This window comes from Haloactinopolyspora sp. (assembly GCF_027324685.1).
GTDB lineage: Bacteria > Actinomycetota > Actinomycetes > Jiangellales > Jiangellaceae > Haloactinopolyspora.
Map to the genome: position 1 here is coordinate 23,611 of NZ_DAHVSH010000199.1, position 12,569 is coordinate 36,179.

Sequence of the window (12,569 nt, forward strand, 5' to 3'; positions counted from 1 at the left end):
TCTCGATGACCATCGACTCCGCCGAGCTCGTCGTGCGCCCGAGCCGGCGCTCACAGCGTGTCGCCCTGGCCGGGACAGCCGCGATCATGCTGCTGATCGTCGCCGGCGGAGTGATGCAGGGGCCGGACGCGGTCGTGTGGGCCGCACTGCTGGCCGCTGCGATCGGCCTTCCGGTGGTGGCAGCCGTGCTGGTGCATCACCGCCGGGCCGAGGTGGTCGTCACCTCGGCCGAGATCGTCGTCTCCGGCATGGTCAAGCGGCAGCGCTTCCTGCGCTCCGACGCGGCCCGGATCGTTCACGCCATGATCATCGCGCCGCGAACACCGGTGTACGGCAACCTGTTCGTTCTCGACCACCACGGGAACCGGCTCGCGCGGATCTACACGCGGTATTACCGCGACGACGACCTCAGGCGCCTCGTCGCCCACCTCGGTCTGCCGCTCGCCGGCCCGGATCGGCCCGTGACGGCGAAGCAGCTCGCGACGTGGTACCCGGGGATCATGTGGTTCGGCGAACGACGCCCGTACAGCTTCGCCCTGCTCTCCGCCGTCGCCGTCATGGCTGTGCTGTTCATCATCCTGGCGATCGTCGTGTGACGACGATCTCTGGCCGAGGGCCTATGATCGGGCCCGTGCCCGGACCGCCCACGCAAGGTGCCCAGCTGGAGCTGAGGCCGTCGTTGTGGCGTTATCTGCAGACGCATCGCGCCCCCGCGTTCATGCTGGCCCTGGTCGCGGTCGTGCTGTTCCTGCGCGGCGGCGGTCTCGGCGTGCTGTTGGCGGTGCTGATCGCCGCCGGCGGGTCGAGCCTGGTCTCGCTGTACTTCCGACGGGCCAGAGTCGTCGTCACCCCGACCGAGCTGATCAGTACCGGGCTGGTGCGCACCCGCAAGGCGCCACGCGACGACATCGCTGAAGTCGTCGCGGTGGCGATGCCCCGCTCGCACCGCGCGAGCCGGACGTTCCCCCATGTGTTCGTGCTCGATCACGCCGGACGGCGCCTCGCCCGGCTGCGCGGCACCCATTGGCTCGTGGACGACATGCGCCGCGTCATCAAGCAAGTGGGCATCGCACCGCGCAAGATCAGCGGCACCACCACGGCGAAGGACCTCGCCGCCAGCCACCCCGCCGCGGTGCCGTTGCTCGAGCGTCGCCCGATCCTGCGCAACCTGCTGGTCATCGTGCCCGGACTCGCTTTGGTCGCCGTGGTGCTCACCGCCACGGACTGACGACCGCGGGTCGCTGCGACCGATCGCCTCGCCGAGGCGCAAGAATGTTCCCATGGCACGCCGGACCACGACACCACCACCCGAAGACTTCGAGGAGACCATCCTCGACGTCGACGTCTCCGAGGAGATGCGTGGCAGCTTCCTCGAATACGCCTACTCCGTCATCTACTCCCGGGCGATTCCCGATGCCCGCGACGGGTTGAAGCCCGTACAGCGCCGGATCCTGTTCCAGATGAACGAGATGGGCCTGCGTCCCGACCGCCCGCACGTCAAGTGCGGCCGTGTGGTCGGCGACGTCATGGGCAAGCTGCATCCACACGGCGATGGCGCCATCTACGACACGATTGTGCGGATGGCACAGCCGTGGGCGATGCGGGTGCCGTTGATCGACGGCCACGGCAACTTCGGCTCGCTGGACGCCGGCCCGGCGGCCTACCGGTACACCGAGTGCCGGATGGCCGAACCGGCGATGCTGCTCACGCAGTCTCTCGACGAGAACGTCGTCGACATGGTGCCCAACTACGACGGCCAGTTCGAGCAGCCCGAGGTACTGCCCGCTGCGTTCCCCAACCTGCTCGTCAACGGCGCGAGCGGGATCGCCGTCGGCATGGCCACCAACATGGCGCCGCACAATCTCGGCGAGGTCATCGAGGCCACCCGGCATCTGCTGGCCCATCCCGAGGCCGAACTCGACGACCTCATGCGGTTCATCCCCGGCCCCGACCTGCCCAGCGGCGGACGCATCGTCGGCCTCGACGGTGTCCGTGAGGCCTACGAGACCGGGCGCGGAGCGTTCAAGACCCGCGCCACGGCCCGCATCGAGAACATCACCGCGCGCCGCAAGGGCATCGTCATCACCGAACTGCCCTACATGGTGGGCCCGGAGCGCATCCGCGAGCGCATCGTCGAGCTGGTCAAGAACAAGAAGCTCGCCGGTGTCGCCGACGTCGTCGACTACACCGACCGCAACACCGCCTTGCGTCTGGTCATCGAGCTCAAGAGCGGTTTCGTCCCCGAGGCCGTCCTCGAACAGCTGTACCGCCTCACCCCGCTCGAGGACTCGTTCAACATCAACAACGTGGCTCTCGTCGACGGCCAGCCGCGCACCCTCGGGCTGAAGGAACTGCTCGAGGTCTTCATCGCTCACCGCCTCGACGTCGTCCGGCGTCGCAGCGAGTTCCGCCGCACCAAGGCGGCCGACCGGTTGCACCTGGTCGACGGCCTGCTGATCGCGCTGCTCGACATCGACGAGGTCATCGCCGTCATCAGGTCCTCCGACGACGCCCAGGCGGCGCGGGAACGGCTGATGGCGGTCTTCGATCTCAGCGACGTCCAGGCCCGCTACATCCTCGACACCCCGCTGCGCCGGCTCACCCGCTACGACCGGCTGGAGCTGGAGAAGGAAGGCGAGGAACTGCGCCGTACCATCGCCGAGTTGACGGCGCTGCTCGAGGACGAGGCGCTTCTGCGCGAAGCCGTGTCGGCCGAGCTCGCCGAGGTGTCGGCCAAGCACGCCACCCCGCGGCGCACCGTCTTGCTCGAGGACGCGGGCCAGGCCACGCCTCGTCAGGCGGCCACGGCTCTGGAAGTCGCCGACGACCCGTGCCGGGTCCTGCTCTCGTCGTCGGGCCTGTTGGCTCGGACCTCAGACGACACCGCACCGGCGACGACCAGTTCCCGGGCCAAGCACGACGTCATCGTCTCGGTCGCGGCCACGACGGCTCGGGGCCACGTGGGTCTGGTCACCAGCGCCGGGCGGATGATCCGCCTGCCGGTTCTCGACCTGCCGTCGCTGCCGCCCACGGCGTCGCTGACCCTGGCCGGTGGCGCGCCGCTGAAGGAGTTCGTGGAGCTCGAACGCGACGAGCGAGTGTTGTGCCTGGCCACGTTCGATCCTGATTCCGCCGGGCTTGCGCTGGGCACCGCCAAGGGTGTCGTCAAACGCGTGACCACCGATCATCCGGCCAACAAGGACGCCTGGGAGATCATCCGCCTGGACGAAGGCGATCAGGTCGTCGGCGCCACCGAACTGCGAAGCGGCGAGGAAGACCTGGTGTTCATCAGCTCCGATGCGCAATTGCTGCGCTTCTCCGCCTCGCTCGTCCGCCCGCAAGGACGCTCCGGAGGCGGCGTGGCCGGCATCAAGTTGAGCGCCGGAGCGCGAGTCACGTTCTTCGGCGCCACCGATCCTGGCTCATCCAGCAGCGTGGTCACGATCGCCGGTTCGTCGGACGCCTTGCCGGGCACGCAGAACGGATCGGTCAAGGTCACCCCGTACGACGAGTACCCCGCCAAGGGACGAGCCACCGGCGGCGTGCGGTGCCACCGGTTCCTCAAGGGTGAAGACACCCTCATCTTGGCGTGGGCCGGTCCCGCTCCTGCTCGAGCCGCTGCCGCCAGTGGCGTGCCCGTCGAGTTGCCCGACGCCACCGGCCGCCGCGACGGCTCCGGCGAGGCCGCAGGCCAACGGATCGCCTCGGTCGGCCCGAACCTGGGAACACCCTGAGAGGCGTTGGCCGGCCACCGGGGCCGTCCTGGCAGACTTCCCTCATGCGTCCCGTTGCCCTAGGGTTCATCGCCGTCGTGACTGCACTCGCCCTGACCGGCTGCAGTGGCGACGACGGCGGCGGTGCGGTCGAGCAGGATCCGCAAGCCGCGCTCGAAGCCGCGGGAGAACATCTCGACGATGTCGAAGGCATCCGGTTCACGGTCGAGGGTGACGATCTGCCCGACTCCGGAAGCGTCGTCATCAGCGCAGAAGGGGTGGCCGCGCCGCCCGCGTCGTTCTCCGGTGAGCTGCGGATCCGGGCCGGTGCCGTGCCCGCCACCATCGGCGTCGTCTCGATCGACGAGCGGCTGTGGGCGCAGTTGCCGTTCAGCGGCGGTTTCGAAGAGATCCACGCCGACGATCTCGAGGGGTTCGGCGATCCCGGCAAGCTGCTCGATCCCGACCACGGCGTGAGCAAGCTGCTGACGGCCGGGACGAACGTCGAGGCCGGCGAGCAGGTCCGCCTCGACGGCGAGGTGTACGACCAGGTCGAGTCGGTCCTGCCGGGCGAGCTGGTCGGTACCGTCCTGGCCATCGCCGACCCGGATGCCGAGGTCCACGCCAGGTGGGCGCTGGAGCCTGACTCCGGGCGATTGCGCCAGGCCACGCTGACCGGACCGTTCTACGCAGGCGGCGAGCAGAGCTATACCGTGCGCCTCGACGATTACGACGAACCGGTCGAGATCCGTGCACCCACCGACTGACCGGCCTCGAGTGGCCGGGCCGGAGCGGGCCGCCGGGGGTTCGGGGCGCCGGGTTCCGGCGTTGGGCGGCGTCGGTGTTCTCGTCCTGTGCGGCATCGGCGTGCTCCTGGCCGCGGCCGACACCTACGTCATCGTGCTGGCGCTGCCGGAGATGATGGTCGGTGTCGGCCTGGACGGCGACGAGCTGCAGCGGGCGGCGCCACTGGTGTCGATGTTCCTGCTCGGCTACGTCGTCGTGCTTCCGCTGGTCGGCCGCATATCCGACGTGGTCGGCCGGATCTCGGTCCTGGTCGGGGCGTTGGTGGTGTTCACTGCCGGCTCGGTCGTCACAGCCTCCGCACCGGCGCTGGCAGAAGCGGTCACGGGCCGGTTCCTGCAGGGAGCCGGCGGAGGCGCACTGGTGCCGGTGACGCTGGCCCTGGTCGCCGACCTGTGGCCGCCGCAGCAGCGCGGTGTCCCGCTCGGGCTGGTGGGTGCGGTCCAGGAGGCCGGGGCGGTGCTGGGACCGCTGTTCGGCGCGGGCATTCTGGCCTTCGCCGACTGGCGGGCGATCTTCTGGGTCAACGGCATCGCCGGTGCGGTCTTGTCGGTGGGGTTGCTCGGCGGCCGCCGCGGCGTCAGCGGCGCTGCGCCGAGGGGCCGCCCGGACTACCTGGGGGCGATGCTGGCCACGCTGGCGCTCGCCGCCGGTGGGGTCGCCCTCGTCCGGCCGGTCGCCCTCGAGCGCAGTGTCGCCTGGGGCGAGGTGCTGGTCCCGATGGTCGCAGCATCGTCATGGACCACTCCGCTGGCGGTCACGGCCATCGTCGCCACCGTGGCCTTCGTGGCGCGCGAACTCACCGCGGCCCGGCCGTTGATCGACCTGCGGCGCGCCCCAGCGGTGTTGCGGGCCGCGGACTTGCCCGGCGCGATCCTGCTCGGCGCGGCGCTCGGCGGAATCGTGCTCAGCTTCGCCGCCGCCGACACCGCCGAGCGGGTGATCGCGCCGAGCGGGCCGTGGCTGTTGCTGGGTTCCGCCGTGGCCTTCGCCGCCTTCGGCTGGCGGCAGCGCCGGGCCAGTTCTCCCCTGGTACCCGCAGTCGCCGTGCGTGCCCGGCCGGCCTGGGGTGCGCTCGTGGTCAGCGTGTTCGTCGGTGCCGCCTTGGTCGCGGTGGTCGTCGACGTTCCCGTGCTGGCGCGCACCGTGCTGCCCGGCGCCGACCAGTTCGACGCGGCGGTGGTGTTGCTGCGTTTCCTGGTGGCCTTGCCGGTGGGCGCCCTGCTCGGCGGATGGCTGGTGCGCCGGCTGTCACCGGCACTGCTGACGTGCGTGGGCATGGCGCTGGCCACAACCGGGCTCGTGGCCATGTCCACGTGGGGCCTCGGCTCGCTCGACGGTGTCGGCAGCGATCTCGTCCTCGCGCTGGCCGGTCTGGGCTTCGGTCTCGCCGTCGCGCCGGTCAATTCAGCCATCCTCGCCGCCGTCTCGGCAGAGACGCACGGTGTGGCCAGCGCACTGGTGGTCGTGGCTCGCATGATCGGCATGCTCGCGGGGTTGTCCGCCCTGACGGCCATCGGGTTGCGTCGGCTCTACGACGTTCAGGCCCGTATCGACTCGCCGGCGGTCACCTGCCCCCGCACGCCAACAGACTGCCCTGCCTACGACGACGCCGTCCGCACCGCCATCGTCGAGCAACTCCAGGCCACCTTCACCGGCGCAGCCGTCTGCGCCGCCGTGGCGGCCGCAGCAGCCCTGCTCCTCCACCAGCCACGACCCCACCCCGTCCCGAAGCAATAGCGGCCAAGAGGAGATCCAGCCCATGCCACCTGAGGACTTCGACGACGTCCTGGCTGCCAACACCGACTACGCCGCCTCGTTCGCCTTGCGCGGGCTCGCGCCCGTGGCCGCACGCGGGCTCGCCGTCGTCACCTGCATGGACTCGCGTATCGAGCCGCTGGAGATGCTGGGCCTCAAGCCCGGCGACGCGAAGATCATGCGCAACGCCGGCGCCCGGGTCACCACCGACGTGCTGCGCACCCTGGCCCTGGCCACTCACCTGCTGGGCGTGGATCGGATCATGGTCGTCGCGCACACCCAGTGCAAGATGGCCAGCTCGTCGGCCGACGAGGTCAATACTGCGATCTTGAACAGTTCCGGCATCGACGCCCGCAGCCTGGACTTCCATCTCGTCGACGACCAGACGGCGACGCTGGCCGGCGACGTTCAACGGATTCGTTCGTGGCCCTACCTGCCCTCAGGCGTACATGTCGGCGGATTCATCTACGACGTGGACACCGGCCGCCTTCGCCGGGTGTCGTGACCATGTCCCGGACCGCTTCGTTCTACTCTGACCCGGTGACCGAACCACTGCGGCCACCAAGGCCCGACGACGAACCCGCCCTGCTCGCCCTCAACAACGACCACGCCGTGGAGTTGTCGGAGCTGACCTTGACCGGGTTACGTGAGCTGTTCGCCCTGGCCTGGCGCGTACGCGTCACCGACGACGCGACGGCCATGGTCGTCGCGCTCGACCAGGACAGTGCCTCCGATGCCGAGAACTTCCAGTGGTTCCGGCGCCGGTACGACCGGTTCGCCTACATCGACCGGGTCGTGGTGGCGCCGGCCGCCCGTGGCCGCGGCCTGGCGCGGGCGCTGTACACCGACGTGATCTCCGCCGCGCAGGCCAGCGGCCACACCGTGTTGTGCGCCGAGGTCAACCTGGACCCACCGAATCCAGTCTCGGACGCCTTCCATCTGGCGATGGGGTTCGACGAGGTCGGGCGAGCCGAGCTGACGACGCAACCCAAGATGGTCCGGTACTACACGCGCGCCATCGACTGAGCTACTCGGCGCCGTCGCCCATCACCGGCATCAACTCGTCGATGACGAGATACTCCTCGTGGACGTGCCGGTACAGGTAGGCCGCCCGGCCCACCATGTGGGCCGAGATCGGGGCAGTGAGCAGCTGAAACATCGCCACGGCGAACAGCATGCCGATGTGGTCCGGCCCCCCGAACTGGACCCCGACGCCGACCAGGATCAGGAGCAACCCCAGGACCTGCGGCTTCGTGCCGGCGTGCATCCGCGTCAGCAGGTCCGGGAAGCGCAGCAGGCCGACTGCGGCGATCAGGGACAGCAGCGCCCCGGTCAGCACACACACGGAGGTGATGATGTCGGCGATCACGGGCCAGGTCATGCCTTCCTCCCCTTTTCGTCGCGCGCAGCGAATCGCGCCACGCTGACCGAGCCGACGAAACCGACCATCGACAGGACGACCAGGATGGGCAACGTCGTGGTGTTGTCGTTCAGCACCGCCTCGAGCGCGAGCCCGGCCACCACGATCGCGATGATGACCTCCATCGCCACGACCCGGTTGAGCATGGTGGGGCCGATGGTCATGCGGATGAGTACCAGCACGGCAGCCACGACCAGGATCGCGGCGCTGATCCAGATGACGACATTCATCGCCGTTCGCCTTCCTCACGTTCGCGGTAGGCGGCCAGCTCCGCCTGCGAGCCCAGGGCGAAGACCACCCGGCGTTCCTGATCGAGTGCCGCTTGCCGGAAGCGCTCGGCGTCGGCCTCGTCGCGGATTCCGATCACATGCATGAACAACGTCCGGGTGGAGCGTCTGGCCTCGACGACGAGGCTGCCCGGCACCAGCGTCAACAGCTCGCCGGTCAAGGTCATGTAGAGGTCGGACTGGCTACGCAGATCGACCTGGATGACTGCACTGGTGGGGTGTTCCTTGCGCAACACCATGCCGGCCACCTGAATGCTGGCCACGACCAGATCGGTCAGGAACCGTCCGATCAGCCGGAGCATCCCGACCGGATGGATCGTGCCGTCGAACACGATCGGCGGCAGCGGGTACACCATGACCACGAACAGCGCCACCGCCAACCCGGACACGACGGTCCCCGGCGTCACGCTGCCCCAGAACAACACCCAGAAACCGGCGAGGATGAACAGCAACGGCCATTGGAACTTGCGGTGCCGCTGTGTCGTGGCGGTCGGAGCGCTCATGGTCCGCTCCCCTCGAAGACGGCCTCGATGTACGGCGAGCGTTCTCGCAGGTCGACTGCCGCGCGGTCGGTCAGCCCGAACAACGGCCCGGCGAAGATCGTCATCGCCAGACTGACCCCCAGCAGGGCGCCGGCCGGCCCGGCCAGCATCCACCGCAACGGGATCGACCGCCGCGCCCGGGCCGACGGGCGTTCAGCCGTCTGCACCGGCTTACGGTGCAGGTCGGTCACCCGCGTGCCGTCCGGAACCTCGTCCAGGCCGTCGACCTGGTGAATGTCGTCGATCGGCACCTGCGTGTCGGGCCCCTGCCAGAACGCGCGGTTCCACGCCTTGGCCATCGCGTACAACGTCAGCAGGCTCGTGACGACGCTGCCGATGACCAACCCGTACGCCAGGGCGGTGCCGTTGTCGACCCCGGCCTGCATCAAGGCGATCTTGCCCAGGAAGCCGGAGAACGGAGGTATGCCGGCCAGATTCATCGCCGGGACGAAGAACATCACCGCCAAGATCGGCGACAACCGCGCCAGGCCGCCGAGGCGGTCCAGTGATGTGCTGCCTCCTCGCCGTTCGATCATGCCGGCCACCAAGAACAGGTTCGTCTGGATGACGATGTGGTGCACCACGTAGTAGATGGCCCCGGACAGACCCGCGTCGCTGGCCACGGCCACCCCGAAGACCATGTAGCCGATATGGCTGACCAGCGTGAACGACAGCATACGTTTGATGTCGGACTGAGCGACGGCACCGAGGATCCCCACGAGCATGGTCAACAGCGCCGCCCACATCAGCAGATCGCTGAGCTCGCTGCCGGGGAACAGCAACGTCTGGGTGCGCATGATGGCGTACACGCCGACCTTGGTCAGCAGTCCGGCGAACACCGCCGTCACCGGCGCCGGTGCCGTCGGATAGCTGTCGGGGAGCCACGCGGACAGCGGGAACACGGCGGCTTTGATCGCGAACGCGGTCAGCAGCGTGAGCTGGATGGTCAGTCTGATACCGCCTGGCAGCTCGTCGAACCTGCTGGCCAGGTGAGCGAGGTTCACCGTGCCGGTGGCCGCGTAGGTCAGGGCGATCGCACTGAGGAAGATGATCGAGGACGCGAGGCTGACGATGACGTACGTGGTGCCGGCCCGGATCCGGGCGCCGGTGCCGCCGAGTGTCAGCAACACGTAGCTCGCGGCCAGCAAGATCTCGAACCCGACATAGAGGTTGAACAGATCGCCGGACAGGAACGCGTTGGACACGCCGGCCACCAGCACCAAGAACGTCGGGTGGAAGACCGACAGCGGGGTGTCACGGCCGTACTCGACCACACCCTGGCCCAGGGAGTACACCAGAACTCCCAGCGCCACGATCGCCGACACCAGCACCATCAGGGCGGACAGCCGGTCGGCGACGAGGGAGATGCCGATGGGGGCATTCCATCCACCGACGTGCATCACCTGCGGCCCGTCGTTGTCGGCACGGACGAGCAACACGGCTGCTACAGCCACGACGAGGCTCAGCACGACGATGCTCACGCCACGCTGCGCTCGGGCTGACCTGCCCAGCGCCAAGGCCAGCCCGGCGCCGAACAGCGGCAGGACGACCGGCAGCGGGACCAGGGCTTCGATGTTCACGACATCCCCCCGTGCGATTGTCCGGAACCCACCGATGCGCTGTCGCCGTTGTCTTCGTCGGCGCCTTCCTCGTCCAAGGTGCCGCCCGCGCTGTCGTCGAAGCTCGACGATGCCTCGTCGAGTTCGGCGCGTCGCCTGATCAGCGCGTCCTCGACGTCGTCCTGCACGTCGTCGTGCTGGTGCAACTGCCAGGCGCGATAGGCCATCGCCAGCAGGAACGCCGTCACCCCGAGGGTGATGACGATCGCGGTGAGAACCATGGCCTGCGGCAGCGGGTCGCTCATGTCGCCCACGGGGGTCAGCCCGACGATCGGGGCGCCGCCGGCCGGGCCCGAAGCCACGACGAACATCGTGTTGGCGCCGTTGCCGATGAGAATGACACCGATGAGAACCCGGGTGAGGCTACGTTCGAGCAGGAGGTACACGCCGGCTGCGAACAAGACCCCGACCAGCGCGACCATGGCGATGTTGGCGCTCATGAGGCCTCCCCTCGTTTCGTAGCGCCCACGGTGACGGGCTCGTCGTCGTCATCCTGCTCGGTGGCCAACGTGGCGACGTAGCGGTCGATACCGCCACCCAGGCTGCGCAGGACGTCCAGCATCAGGCCGATCACGACCAGATAGACGCCCATGTCGAAGAACAGCGACGTCACGAAGTGCACGTGGCCGAGCAACGGCACGTGAAAGTCCACCACCGCGCTCTGCAGGACATCACCGCCGAAGACCAGCGGGATCATCCCGGAGCCGGTCGCGATGAACAGACCCACGCCGAGCACCAGCCCGGCATCGACCGGCGCGGCCTCGTTCAGTTCGTGGCGCCCACCGGCGAGATATCGAACCATCAGGGCCAGCCCGGCCATGAGGCCGCCGGCAAACCCTCCGCCGGGCAGGTTGTGCCCGGAGAACAGCAGGTAGAGCGAGAAGACGATGATCACGTGGAAGATCAGCCGGGTGACCACCTCGAGCATGATGGACCGGCGCTCTGGCCGTAGGGTGGGGCCGGCTTGGAGCCACATGTTGCGATGCGCCCGGCCTCCCGTAGGCACGGTCACCGACGCCCGGGCGTTCGAGATGACTTCGCGGGACTTGCGCCACGCCCCGGTCCGGCTGGTGATCAAGAAGATCAGGCTCGCCACCCCGGTTCCGGCGACGACCAGGACCGAGATCTCACCCATGGTGTCCCACGCCCGAATGTCGACCAAGGTGACGTTGACGATGTTGTGCCCGCCCCCGTACTCGACCGCCGGCTCGGCGAACCGCTCGGATACCGGGTCGGCCGTGCGAGCACCCGTGGCGGCCAGGGTCAGCCCGGCCATGACCAGACCGACCATCACGCCGAGCGCCAGCCGCCACCAGCGTGATCCGGTGAGCGGACGGTCGGAGAAGTAAGTCGGCAACCTGCGCAGGACGAGGACGAAGACCACCAGAGTCACGGTCTCGACGAGTACCTGAGTCAAGGCCAGGTCGGGAGCGCCCTGCAGGATGAACACCAGCGCCATGCCATAGCCGGTGACGCCGGCCAGGATGACGGCCTTCAGGCGCCGACGCGACCGGGCTGCCAGTACCGCTGCGAGCCCCATCACGCCCGCCACCAACAACTGCGCAGGCGCGTCCCATCCGTGCACCTCGATGTGGCCCAGGCCGTCGGCAAGCAGTGCGCCACCCGGGACCACGATCAGCACCAGGAAAATCACGGCCAGGTAGATCGGCAACGAACCGCGCTGAGTGGCGCCGGTGACTTCGACGGCCGTCCGGTCGATCGCTCGCATCGTGAAGCGGTAACCGCTCTCGGCGTCGAACCGCCAGCGCAGCCGGGTCATCAGCTGCTCCACGTCGTGTCGGCGCCAGAACACGACGACACCGGCTGCCACCGAGAGCACGGAGAAGACCAGCGGCAGAGACACCCCGTGCCACAGCGCCAGGTATTCGTCCTGTGCGCCGGTGGAGAACTGGGCGGTGTAGGGCGAGAGCAGTTCGGTCTCGCGACGTCCGAGCAGGCCGAGCACGAACCCGGCCACGGCAAGGATGGCCGGCGCGGCGATGAAGCCCACCGGGGCTTCCCGACGCGGCCGGCACGACGGGACACCCGGCTTGTCGGCGAAAGCGCCCCAGACGAACCGGGCGCTGTAGGCGGCGGTCAACGCCGAACCGGCAGCCAGGCCGAAGACGACGAGCCAACCCGCCACGGGTCCGATGCCGGTGCCGTCGCCGTGCTCGGCGATATCGAGCCAGGAGCCGTAGGCGGACTCCTTCGCCACGAACGCCGCCAGGGGCGGCAGCCCGGCCATCGAGGCCGCCGCCAGGATCGAGCTGACGAACACGACGCGCATCGACCGGCGCACGCCGCTGAGCTCACGCAGGTCACGGGTGCCGGTGATGCGGTCGATGATGCCGACCACCAGGAACAAGGTCGCTTTGAACAACGCGTGGGCGACCAGCATCGCCACCCCGGCCAGCGCGGAGCTA

The 12,569-nt window shown here is 69.0% G+C and carries 13 protein-coding genes; 7 read left to right on the forward strand and 6 right to left on the reverse strand.

Annotated elements, in window-relative coordinates; genetic code table 11:
• Nucleotides 1–5 precede the first annotated feature (5 nt).
• The 7 genes from M6444_RS21315 to M6444_RS21345 are packed head-to-tail and all read left to right on the forward strand — an operon-like array spanning nucleotide 6 to nucleotide 7,301.
• Nucleotides 6–596 (forward strand): hypothetical protein, encoded by a 591-nt coding sequence (locus M6444_RS21315; RefSeq protein ID WP_298332093.1) that lies wholly within the window; start codon nucleotides 6–8, stop codon nucleotides 594–596.
• Between the two features lie 35 nt (nucleotides 597–631).
• Nucleotides 632–1,228: a hypothetical protein gene (locus tag M6444_RS21320; RefSeq protein ID WP_298332095.1), complete on the forward strand. Its 597-nt coding sequence runs from the start codon at nucleotides 632–634 to the stop codon at nucleotides 1,226–1,228.
• 52 nt (nucleotides 1,229–1,280) lie between these two features.
• Nucleotides 1,281–3,734: a DNA topoisomerase (ATP-hydrolyzing) gene (locus tag M6444_RS21325; RefSeq protein WP_298332097.1), complete on the forward strand. Its 2,454-nt coding sequence runs from the start codon at nucleotides 1,281–1,283 to the stop codon at nucleotides 3,732–3,734.
• A gap of 44 nt (nucleotides 3,735–3,778) precedes the next feature.
• On the forward strand, nucleotides 3,779–4,480 hold the full coding sequence (locus tag M6444_RS21330) for an LppX_LprAFG lipoprotein (RefSeq protein ID WP_298332098.1): 702 nt from the start codon (nucleotides 3,779–3,781) through the stop codon (nucleotides 4,478–4,480).
• Nucleotides 4,464–6,257 (forward strand): MFS transporter, encoded by a 1,794-nt coding sequence (locus tag M6444_RS21335; RefSeq protein ID WP_298332101.1) that lies wholly within the window; start codon nucleotides 4,464–4,466, stop codon nucleotides 6,255–6,257. Before M6444_RS21330 ends, M6444_RS21335 begins: the two co-directional genes overlap by 17 nt.
• A gap of 22 nt (nucleotides 6,258–6,279) precedes the next feature.
• Nucleotides 6,280–6,780: a carbonic anhydrase gene (locus M6444_RS21340; RefSeq protein WP_298332103.1), complete on the forward strand. Its 501-nt coding sequence runs from the start codon at nucleotides 6,280–6,282 to the stop codon at nucleotides 6,778–6,780.
• 35 nt (nucleotides 6,781–6,815) lie between these two features.
• A complete protein-coding gene (locus M6444_RS21345; RefSeq protein WP_298332106.1) occupies nucleotides 6,816–7,301 on the forward strand; it encodes a GNAT family N-acetyltransferase in 486 nt (161 codons plus the stop codon).
• A gap of 1 nt (nucleotide 7,302) precedes the next feature.
• On the opposite strand, the gene mnhG is transcribed toward M6444_RS21345, so the two are convergent.
• The 6 genes from mnhG to mbhE all read right to left on the reverse strand — a co-directional run.
• Entirely contained in the window at nucleotides 7,303–7,656 is a 354-nt protein-coding gene (mnhG, locus tag M6444_RS21350) for a monovalent cation/H(+) antiporter subunit G (protein ID WP_298332109.1), read from the reverse strand.
• Complete coding sequence (locus tag M6444_RS21355) at nucleotides 7,653–7,925, reverse strand: monovalent cation/H+ antiporter complex subunit F (RefSeq protein ID WP_298332112.1); 273 nt, start codon at nucleotides 7,923–7,925, stop codon at nucleotides 7,653–7,655. Before M6444_RS21355 ends, mnhG begins: the two co-directional genes overlap by 4 nt.
• The gene (locus M6444_RS21360) at nucleotides 7,922–8,485 is read right to left on the reverse strand and encodes a Na+/H+ antiporter subunit E (RefSeq protein ID WP_298332115.1); all 564 of its coding nucleotides are present in this window, start codon (nucleotides 8,483–8,485) and stop codon (nucleotides 7,922–7,924) included. The genes M6444_RS21355 and M6444_RS21360 overlap by 4 nt, the downstream gene beginning before the upstream one ends.
• The gene (locus M6444_RS21365) at nucleotides 8,482–10,098 is read right to left on the reverse strand and encodes a Na+/H+ antiporter subunit D (RefSeq protein WP_363326459.1); all 1,617 of its coding nucleotides are present in this window, start codon (nucleotides 10,096–10,098) and stop codon (nucleotides 8,482–8,484) included. The genes M6444_RS21360 and M6444_RS21365 overlap by 4 nt, the downstream gene beginning before the upstream one ends.
• A 2-nt stretch (nucleotides 10,099–10,100) precedes the next feature.
• On the reverse strand, nucleotides 10,101–10,583 hold the full coding sequence (locus tag M6444_RS21370; RefSeq protein ID WP_298332121.1) for a Na(+)/H(+) antiporter subunit C: 483 nt from the start codon (nucleotides 10,581–10,583) through the stop codon (nucleotides 10,101–10,103).
• A partial coding sequence (mbhE, locus tag M6444_RS21375; protein WP_298332124.1) for a hydrogen gas-evolving membrane-bound hydrogenase subunit E occupies nucleotides 10,580–12,569 on the reverse strand: 1,990 nt, incomplete at its 5' end. The genes mbhE and M6444_RS21370, both read right to left, overlap by 4 nt.

Excerpts from the sequence above, each read along its gene's own strand:
- M6444_RS21325 (WP_298332097.1), top strand. The coding sequence starts at position 1,281 with ATGGCACGCCGGACCACGACACCACCACCCGAAGACTTCGAGGAGACC.
- M6444_RS21370 (WP_298332121.1), bottom strand. The coding sequence starts at position 10,583 with ATGAGCGCCAACATCGCCATGGTCGCGCTGGTCGGGGTCTTGTTCGCA.
- M6444_RS21330 (WP_298332098.1), top strand. The coding sequence starts at position 3,779 with ATGCGTCCCGTTGCCCTAGGGTTCATCGCCGTCGTGACTGCACTCGCC.
- M6444_RS21315 (WP_298332093.1), top strand. The coding sequence starts at position 6 with ATGACCATCGACTCCGCCGAGCTCGTCGTGCGCCCGAGCCGGCGCTCA.
- M6444_RS21355 (WP_298332112.1), bottom strand. The coding sequence starts at position 7,925 with ATGAATGTCGTCATCTGGATCAGCGCCGCGATCCTGGTCGTGGCTGCC.
- mnhG (WP_298332109.1), bottom strand. The coding sequence starts at position 7,656 with ATGACCTGGCCCGTGATCGCCGACATCATCACCTCCGTGTGTGTGCTG.
- M6444_RS21340 (WP_298332103.1), top strand. The coding sequence starts at position 6,280 with ATGCCACCTGAGGACTTCGACGACGTCCTGGCTGCCAACACCGACTAC.
- M6444_RS21360 (WP_298332115.1), bottom strand. The coding sequence starts at position 8,485 with ATGAGCGCTCCGACCGCCACGACACAGCGGCACCGCAAGTTCCAATGG.